The following is a 6,708-nucleotide window of genomic DNA, read 5'->3' as shown; positions in this document are numbered from 1 at the left end:
AAGGGGAGACCCACAGCCAAGCCCACCTTGCGCTGGGTGTTTCCACTCTTTATGTGGGTCCGCCTGGTGGAGCTGGGGGGCAAGTGGCTCGTCCTCAACCCGGCTCCCCATCACGAGACCGCGGTGCGCCTTCTGGGGGCCGGGCGATATTACCTGCTGGAGTGAAGGGGGTGCGGAATGTGGGGTGGGGTGGATCGCCAGCATGATCATGGGAGACCGCGAGGGGCTTCTCGGCAAGATCCTCATCGGCATCGTGGGTTCCGTGCTGGCGAAGTGGCTCTTCGCCGACCTGCTGGGCATCGGCGGGGCCTCCTCCGCGGGCAGCCTCAGCCTGGGCGGGATCCTCTGGGGGGTGGTGGGGGCCGTGGTCCTCATCTGGCTGCTCCGGGCGGTGGGCTTCATGCGCAAGGCGGGCTAGGGGAACCCCCCGCGCCCGCCCTTGGGCCCCCCTGGCCTGCGCCAGGGGGGCTTAGCCCTCTTTCGGCGCTTGGCCCGGTACATCCTCCGGTCGGCCAGCTCCAGAAGGGCCTGGCCTTGGCCCTCCTCGGCCCGCGCCACCCCCAGGCTCACGGGGAAGGCCTCCAGGGCCCGCCGAGCCTCTCCCAAGGCCCTCTCCGGCAGGATCAGGGCGAACTCGTCCCCCCCTAGGCGGAAACCCCGCCCCCCGTGGGACAGGGCCAGGGCCTGGAGGCAGGCCCCGAGCCGCCTGAGGAGGGCGTCCCCGGCCAGGTGCCCCTCCCGGTCGTTCACCGCCTTCAGGCCGTCCAGGTCCAGGACCATCAGGACCTCGCCCCGGGCCAGCCCCTCCCGGAGCGCCCGCTCCAGGGCGCGGCGGTTGCCCAGGCCCGTGAGCCAGTCGGTGCGGGCCTGGCGCTCCAGCTCCTCCCGGTAGCCCGCGCCCCTTAGGGCCGCCAGGAGGTGCTCCATGAAGAGGGCCGCGAGGCGCAGTTCCTGGGGGCTTTCCACCTTGGGGTGCTCCAGGAAGAGGTAGAAGGGCAAAGGGGGACCAGGGAAGTAGGCCCCGTACCCCAAGAGGCCGCGAAAGCGCCCCAGGCCCCGCCTGGGGAGGCCCCTGGCCTCCTCGGGAAGCAGGGCCAACAGCCTGGCCCCAGGAAAGACCCATTCCACCCCCCGCTCTGCCCGGCCGAGCACCTCCAGAAAGGGGGGCTCAGAAAAGCCCGCCGTAACCTCGTGCAGGAGGAGAAGGCGGAGGAGGAGGGACTCCTGGTCCATACCCTCGGGCAGCCTTCAGCCCTTCCCCCCTGAGGGCGCCCCCGGAGGCCTTCCGGAGCGTCGCTGCGGGTGCGGGCCGGGGAGGGCCGGCCTCACACCGCATCCACTGGGATGGCCAAAAGGTCGGTCCACGCGTTCACCATCCGGAAAAGGGCCAGGGTGGCCACGGCCTCCTTCACCTCGGCCTCGCTGAGCCCGGCCTCCCGGAGGGGCCGGAGAAGCTCGGGCTTCCCGGGGTCCAAGGCCGCCCCGTGGGCGAAGCGGAGGAGGGCGGCCACCTTGGGGGGGAGGCCCTCCGGGACCTCCCCCCGCTCCAGGGCCTGGAGAAGGGGGGCCTCCACCCCCTGGACCATGAGGGCGTGCAGGTGGACCCGGGCCCCGTACTCGGAGCCCGCCCGCCTCGAGGCCACCACCCCCATCATCTCCTTGACCGTCCTGGGAAGAAGCCCCCTCAAGACCACGTGGCGGAAGGCCTTCCAGAGGGCGGTCTGGACCTCCGGCACCTCGCGGGCCCAGGCGAAGGCGTTGGGCACCATCCCGAAGCCCAGCTCCTCCACGATCTCCCGCTCGGTCTCCCCCATGGCCCAAGGCCGGGAAGGGCTACTTGATCTGCCCGTTCAGGCCCTGAGGGAAGAAGCCGCCGGGCTGCTTCTGGGCGTTGAGGTAGACGATCTTCAGGACCCCGTCCGTGGTGCGGCTGAAGGCCACGCCCTTGGCATCCGCGGCCACGTTGTTGGGCTTCCCGCTCACGGTGAGGCCCTCGTCGCCGCCGCCAGAAAGGCTATTCCGGGCGTTGCTGATGGCGTTGGCCAGCTGCTCCACCGTGAGGCCCGTGTTGGGAACGGTCTGGGTGCGTATATCAATAAGGTAGCGGCGGATGGCTCCGGCGTGGTAGGCCTCCGTGGCCAGGATCCCCGCCGCAGGGGCCAGGACGTTCTGCTTGTCGGTGATAAGGGGTGCGGCCCCGTTGTAGGCGGTGACCCCCACGTCCTCAAAGACAAAGGCCCCCACGAAGAAGGAGACGGGGTCGTTGAAGGGGTTGTAGAGGTCAATGACGGGCTGGTTCACCGCCTGGCTGCCCAGGGCCTGGCGAGGGTTTGGATGCGGCGAAGGCCCCGGGGCCTCCCCCGGGGCCTCTCCCAAGCAGGCTCACTTCCGGATAAATCCCGAAACCGCCTTCTGCGCCTCCTCCGGGGTGATGGCCACCTCAAAGGCCCGGTCGTTGGGGACCTTGGGACCGGGCAGCTCGGGGTCCTTCAGGCTCAGGCGGCTGTCCCGGATGAGGGCCCGGTGCACGGCCTCGTTGCCCAGGATGCTCCCCGCCGCCTTGATCAGGTCCTTGTTCTGAAGGAGGGGCAAAGCCCCAAGGTAGGCGCCCACGAAGGCGTCCTCCAGGGCGTTGAGGAGCCTGAGGACCTGGAGGCGGGTGCTGGAGAGGAACTGGACCGGATAGACGAACTGGGGCCGCTCCACCGGTTTCCCGCCCAGGGAACGGATGGCGTCCTGCAGGGCCTTCACATGGGCCTCCTCCTGGGCCAGGGCCGCCTCCAGGTACTCCCGGATCTCCCCCTCAAAGGAGGCGAACCGCGTGCGGGCATAGGCGTCCGTGGCCAGGTACTCCGCGGTGAGGGCGAGCTGCAGGATGTCCAGGTCCGAAGGCCCCCCGTGGGCCGCCAAGGCCCGGTCCAGAAGGGAGCCGGCCAAGGCCGAGGAAAGCCCCGCCGCCGTCAACACCCGCATGAACTGCCTGCGCGCCAAAACCCTTTCCTTTCCCATAGGCACCTCCCATTAGGGGTCTTCCCCCTCACCCTTCCCTACGGCCGGGAGGGCCCCCTTGGATGTGGACATCCAGAGGGCCCCGGTGGGCCGTAGAGAGGGACAGGATGCCACCCCGGCTCCCCAAGCACCCGTCCGCCCCGACCCCAAAGCCAGCCCAGGCCCTGGGAGGCGGAAGCCTGGCCGCGGCGGGCCCCTACCGCCGCTTCCTCCTGGGCCTGACGGGGGTCACCCTGGCGGGGGTCTTAGCCCTGGCCGGGGCCCTCAACCTCCTCCTCCACCGCTACCTGGTGGACTCCACGGCCAAGGTCACCTAGGAGGCGGTGGTCCTGCACCTCACCCAGATCTTCCCCCAGTTCCTCTCCCCCCACGCCCTGCACGCCCCCAACCCTTACGGGGGAGGCTGGGACCCCGACCGGCTCCACGCCCTGGTCCGGCTGCACCTGGACCTGTACCACATCACCCGGGCCACCTTCTTCCGGGAGGACGGCACCGTGGCCCTGGCCTACGAGCGGGAGCGGGAAGGAGGGCGGGCCACCCCCGAGGAGGAGAGGGCCATGGCCCGGGCCCAGAAGGACCCCTGGTTTCGGGAGGAGGGCGTGCGGCTCGGGATCTGGATGGCCGTGCCCAGCGGCTTTGTCCACCTGGTCCGCGACCTCTCCCCGGAATGGGCCCTCCTGCGCCCGGTCCAGGCGGGGGTGCTGCTTTTGGCCCTGGCCCTGGGGCTGGCCCTCTTCCTCCTTCTCCGGGGCACCTACCTTCGGGCCGAAGGGGCGCTTTCCGCGAGCTACGAGGCCCTCCTCCTGGCCCTGGCCCGGGCCCTCGAGGCCAAGGACTACGAGACGGAAGGGCACTCGGAGCGGGTGACCGCCTACGCCCTCAGGCTGGGCCGGGCCTTGGGCCTAGGGAGGCCCTGGAGGACCTCCGCCGCGGGGCCCTCCTCCACGACCTGGGCAAGATCGGCATCCCCGACGCCGTCCTCCGCAAACCCGGCCCCCTCACGGAGGAGGAGCAGGCCCTCATGCGCGCGCACCCCCTGATTCTGGAAGGCCTTCCCGCCCTTCAGGGCGCCCGGGGGGTGGTGCGCCACCACCACGAGCGCTTTGACGGCCGGGGCTACCCGGAGGGCCTGCAGGGGGAGGAAATCCCCCTCTTGGCCCGGATCTTCGCCGTGGTGGACGCCTACGATGCCATGACCAGCCACCGGCCCTACCGCAGGGCCCTGGACCCGGAGGAGGCCCTGGCGGAGATCGCCCGGGAGGCGGGGCGGCAGTTTGACCCCCGGGTGGTGGCGGCCTTCCTGCGAACCTTCGGCCTCGAGGCCAAGGAGGTGGAACGTGGAACTCGCCCGCAGACGGTTCCTGGCCCTTTTGGCCCTGGGCGGGATCCCGGTGGTCCCTAAGGCCCAGGGCGCCCCGCTAGAGGAGGAGGTGCTCGCCCTGGCCCTCGCCGCGGAGGAGCTGGCCCGGGAGGTCTACCGCCGGGCGGTGGCCGCCCGGCCCTTCCGGGGCCCCTGGGCCACCTACCTGGAGGCGGCCCTGGCCCAGGAGGAGGAGCACGCGCGCCGCCTGCGGGAGGCCCTGGGCCGGCAGCCCGCCCTCAGGTTCCGCCTCCCCGAGGTCTTCCAGAGCCCCATTCCCCTCCTCCGCCTCTTGGAAAGCCTCGAGGAGGCCTTCGTGGGCGCCTACCTGGAGGCCCTGCCCCTATTGGAAGGCGAGGCCTTGCGCCTGGCGGGGGCCATCCTGGGGGTGGAGGCGGGGCACCGCGTCCTGGTGCGCCAGGCCCGCCTGGAGCTCCAGGACCCCCTGCTCCGCCCCCCCTTCGTGGCCAACGATCGGGCCCTGGAGCGGGCCTTTTCCCCCGAGGAGGCCAGGGAGGCCCTTAAGCCCTACCTGCCTTAGGGCTGGGGCAGGCCGAGGATCTCCGTGGGCCTCCGGCTTCCCCCCGGGGGCTCGAGGGAGACCGCCAGGGCCTTGGCCTCCGGGGGAAGGCGGAAGGTCTTGAGGGGCAGGCGGAAGGTGGAAAGGGGCACGGGCTCCCCCTTCCCCAGGCCCCAGCCCTGGTAGACCCGGCCCGGAGGGGGCGGGGCCTTCAGGACCACCAGGGCCTCCCCGTCCCCCCGGACCACCGTCCGGCCCACGGGGGCCCCCTCCGGGCTGACCAGGGTGAGGACCCGGGTGGAGGCCTCCCCCAGGGCCAGGGTCCAGGAGAGGCCGAAGTAGGCCCCGTAGCCTAGGGCCACCAAGAGGAGGGCCGCCGCGGCTGCAAGGAGAGGGCGGGCCCAGGAGGGGCGAACCCTGCGGATCCGGCGGAGGACCCTGGCCTCGAGGCCCTCGGGTAGGGGCTCGGGAGGAAGCCCGGCGGCGAGCTCGGAGGCAATCTCCAAAAGGGCCCTGGCCTCGGGCCAGAGCTCGGGGTAGCGCTTGAGGGCCTCCTCCACCCTCTGGCGCTCCTCGGGGGTGAGGGCCCCCAGGGCGTAGAGGGGGAGGAGTTCCCGGGCCTCCTCAGGGCTCACGGAGCACCTCCTTGAGCTTGGAAAGGGCCTTTCTCGCCCAGGTCTTCAGGGTGCCCAAGGGGAGGCCGAGAAGCCTGGCCGCCTCCTGGTGGGTGTAGCCTTGGTAGTAAAGCGTCTCCAGCACCCGGCGCTCCTCCGGGGAGAGGGCCTTCAGGGCCCGATGAAGCCGGGCGCGGTCCAGGTGGGCCTCCTCGTCCAGTCCGGGCCCCGGGAGGTCAAAGGCCTCCTCCGCCTCGGGGTCGGGCTCCAGGGGCACGGGCCTCGCGGCACGCCTTCGCACCTCGTCCACCGCCGTATGATGGCCGATGGTGAGCAGGAAGGCCCGGGCGCTCCCGCGCCGCGGGTTAAACTCCTTGGCCCGTTCCCATATCCTCATCATCGCCTCCTGCACCACATCCTCTCCTGCTGCCCCGTCCAAGCCCATCCGCCGGGCCAAGGCCAGAAAGCTCCCCGCATAGCGGCGGAAGAGGGTGCGAAAGGCCTCCTCGTCGCCTCGCGCCACCAAGGCCAGGAGGGCTTCGTCGGACAAGGCCTCGGTCGGCAGCTCGGGGCCCATCGCCCCTACCCTACCATACGCACCGCCTCTCCATTCGGTTTCGGGGGGGATGGGCCCGGGCCGAGGGATGCAGGGCGGTCCCGGGACGGGGCGTAGCCTGGGCCACATCCAACCCCGGGGTCTAGGCCGTAGGGTAGGGTGGAGCCCCAGAGGGCTTCGTGAGGAGATGGCTATGAGGAAAGCGAAAACGCTCGTGCTGGTTTCTTTGGCGGTGGTCCTGGGCCTGGGTCTGGCCCAAATGCTTCAGGTGCGGAAGGCCCCCCCTTCGGCCCCCTACGTGAACGTGAGCGAGGCCCTGAAGGGGGCGCTCCCCAACTTCATCCCCGGCCTCGGCACCCTCTACGTGGACCCCTCCAAGCTCCCCGAGGGGCCCTTCCTGGCCTACGACAAGGCGGGGAACCTGGTAAAGGTGGTCTTCATGGTCCCCCTCAAGAAGCTCAACGAGAGCCAGAAGTACGTGGACATCGGCACCCAGACCCTGCGGGCCCTGGGGGTCACCCGCGTGGACCACGTGAACCTCATCCCCTCGGGACCCCACCCCGGGGTGAACGAGCCCCACTACCACATTGAGCTGGTCCTGGTCTCCGTGGACCAGGAGCGGAAGGTGCTGGAGGGCGAGCCCTACTAA

Annotated in this window: 12 protein-coding genes; 6 read left to right on the top strand and 6 right to left on the bottom strand. The window is 71.0% G+C overall.

Going from position 1 to position 6,708, the window contains the following annotated elements:
• The first annotated feature begins 208 nt into the window (after positions 1–208).
• Positions 209–418 (top strand): GlsB/YeaQ/YmgE family stress response membrane protein, encoded by a 210-nt coding sequence (locus H531_RS0111875; protein WP_245540696.1) that lies wholly within the window; start codon positions 209–211, stop codon positions 416–418.
• Here the strand turns inward: H531_RS0111875 and H531_RS13215 are convergent.
• The 4 genes from H531_RS13215 to H531_RS0111855 all read right to left on the bottom strand — a co-directional run bounded on the left by H531_RS13215 (position 415) and on the right by H531_RS0111855 (position 3,009).
• The gene (locus H531_RS13215; protein ID WP_022799540.1) at positions 415–1,233 is read right to left on the bottom strand and encodes a GGDEF domain-containing protein; all 819 of its coding nucleotides are present in this window, start codon (positions 1,231–1,233) and stop codon (positions 415–417) included. The two genes, H531_RS0111875 and H531_RS13215, sit on opposite strands and share 4 nt — an antisense overlap.
• Positions 1,234–1,325: 92 nt before the next feature.
• Complete coding sequence (locus tag H531_RS0111865; RefSeq protein WP_022799539.1) at positions 1,326–1,814, bottom strand: carboxymuconolactone decarboxylase family protein; 489 nt, start codon at positions 1,812–1,814, stop codon at positions 1,326–1,328.
• A 19-nt stretch (positions 1,815–1,833) separates the two neighbouring features.
• Complete coding sequence (locus H531_RS13210) at positions 1,834–2,376, bottom strand: ferritin-like domain-containing protein (protein ID WP_281167158.1); 543 nt, start codon at positions 2,374–2,376, stop codon at positions 1,834–1,836.
• A gap of 6 nt (positions 2,377–2,382) precedes the next feature.
• Positions 2,383–3,009 carry a ferritin-like domain-containing protein gene (locus tag H531_RS0111855; protein WP_022799537.1) on the bottom strand — a complete coding sequence of 209 codons (627 nt, stop codon included), beginning with the start codon at positions 3,007–3,009 and terminating at the stop codon, positions 2,383–2,385.
• A 107-nt stretch (positions 3,010–3,116) separates the two neighbouring features.
• On the opposite strand from H531_RS0111855, the gene H531_RS13705 reads away from it, so the two are divergent.
• From H531_RS13705 to H531_RS0111845, 4 genes are read left to right on the top strand one after another with little or no spacing between them, the layout of a single operon-like run.
• Positions 3,117–3,326, top strand: a complete 210-nt coding sequence (locus H531_RS13705) for a hypothetical protein (protein ID WP_051130712.1) — start codon at positions 3,117–3,119, stop codon at positions 3,324–3,326.
• 6 nt (positions 3,327–3,332) lie between these two features.
• Positions 3,333–4,049 carry a hypothetical protein gene (locus tag H531_RS14985; RefSeq protein WP_051130711.1) on the top strand — a complete coding sequence of 239 codons (717 nt, stop codon included), beginning with the start codon at positions 3,333–3,335 and terminating at the stop codon, positions 4,047–4,049.
• A complete protein-coding gene (locus H531_RS14980) occupies positions 3,959–4,411 on the top strand; it encodes an HD-GYP domain-containing protein (RefSeq protein WP_245540697.1) in 453 nt (150 codons plus the stop codon). Before H531_RS14985 ends, H531_RS14980 begins: the two co-directional genes overlap by 91 nt.
• Entirely contained in the window at positions 4,347–4,910 is a 564-nt protein-coding gene (locus tag H531_RS0111845) for a ferritin-like domain-containing protein (protein ID WP_022799536.1), read from the top strand. The genes H531_RS14980 and H531_RS0111845 overlap by 65 nt, the downstream gene beginning before the upstream one ends.
• Here the strand turns inward: H531_RS0111845 and H531_RS0111840 are convergent.
• Together H531_RS0111840 and H531_RS0111835 are read right to left on the bottom strand one after the other, a co-directional pair.
• Positions 4,907–5,524 carry an anti-sigma factor gene (locus H531_RS0111840; protein ID WP_022799535.1) on the bottom strand — a complete coding sequence of 206 codons (618 nt, stop codon included), beginning with the start codon at positions 5,522–5,524 and terminating at the stop codon, positions 4,907–4,909. The genes H531_RS0111845 and H531_RS0111840 overlap by 4 nt on opposite strands.
• Entirely contained in the window at positions 5,514–6,080 is a 567-nt protein-coding gene (locus H531_RS0111835) for a sigma-70 family RNA polymerase sigma factor (RefSeq protein ID WP_022799534.1), read from the bottom strand. Before H531_RS0111835 ends, H531_RS0111840 begins: the two co-directional genes overlap by 11 nt.
• A gap of 172 nt (positions 6,081–6,252) precedes the next feature.
• Here H531_RS0111835 and H531_RS0111830 point away from each other — a divergent pair, with 172 nt between their 5' ends.
• Positions 6,253–6,708 carry a DUF5602 domain-containing protein gene (locus H531_RS0111830; RefSeq protein ID WP_022799533.1) on the top strand — a complete coding sequence of 152 codons (456 nt, stop codon included), beginning with the start codon at positions 6,253–6,255 and terminating at the stop codon, positions 6,706–6,708.

The sequence above is a fragment of the Thermus islandicus DSM 21543 genome, from assembly GCF_000421625.1.
Lineage (GTDB): Bacteria > Deinococcota > Deinococci > Deinococcales > Thermaceae > Thermus > Thermus islandicus.
Note: the sequence above shows the minus strand (reverse complement) of the source record. Positions and strands in the feature narration are given on the sequence as shown.

Bases quoted from the DNA above. Each gene is read 5' to 3' on its own strand.
- H531_RS0111875 (WP_245540696.1), top strand. From the start codon at position 209: ATGGGAGACCGCGAGGGGCTTCTCGGCAAGATCCTCATCGGCATCGTG.
- H531_RS13215 (WP_022799540.1), bottom strand. From the start codon at position 1,233: ATGGACCAGGAGTCCCTCCTCCTCCGCCTTCTCCTCCTGCACGAGGTT.
- H531_RS0111865 (WP_022799539.1), bottom strand. From the start codon at position 1,814: ATGGGGGAGACCGAGCGGGAGATCGTGGAGGAGCTGGGCTTCGGGATG.
- H531_RS0111855 (WP_022799537.1), bottom strand. From the start codon at position 3,009: ATGGGAAAGGAAAGGGTTTTGGCGCGCAGGCAGTTCATGCGGGTGTTG.
- H531_RS13705 (WP_051130712.1), top strand. From the start codon at position 3,117: ATGCCACCCCGGCTCCCCAAGCACCCGTCCGCCCCGACCCCAAAGCCA.
- H531_RS0111835 (WP_022799534.1), bottom strand. From the start codon at position 6,080: ATGGGCCCCGAGCTGCCGACCGAGGCCTTGTCCGACGAAGCCCTCCTG.
- H531_RS0111830 (WP_022799533.1), top strand. From the start codon at position 6,253: ATGAGGAAAGCGAAAACGCTCGTGCTGGTTTCTTTGGCGGTGGTCCTG.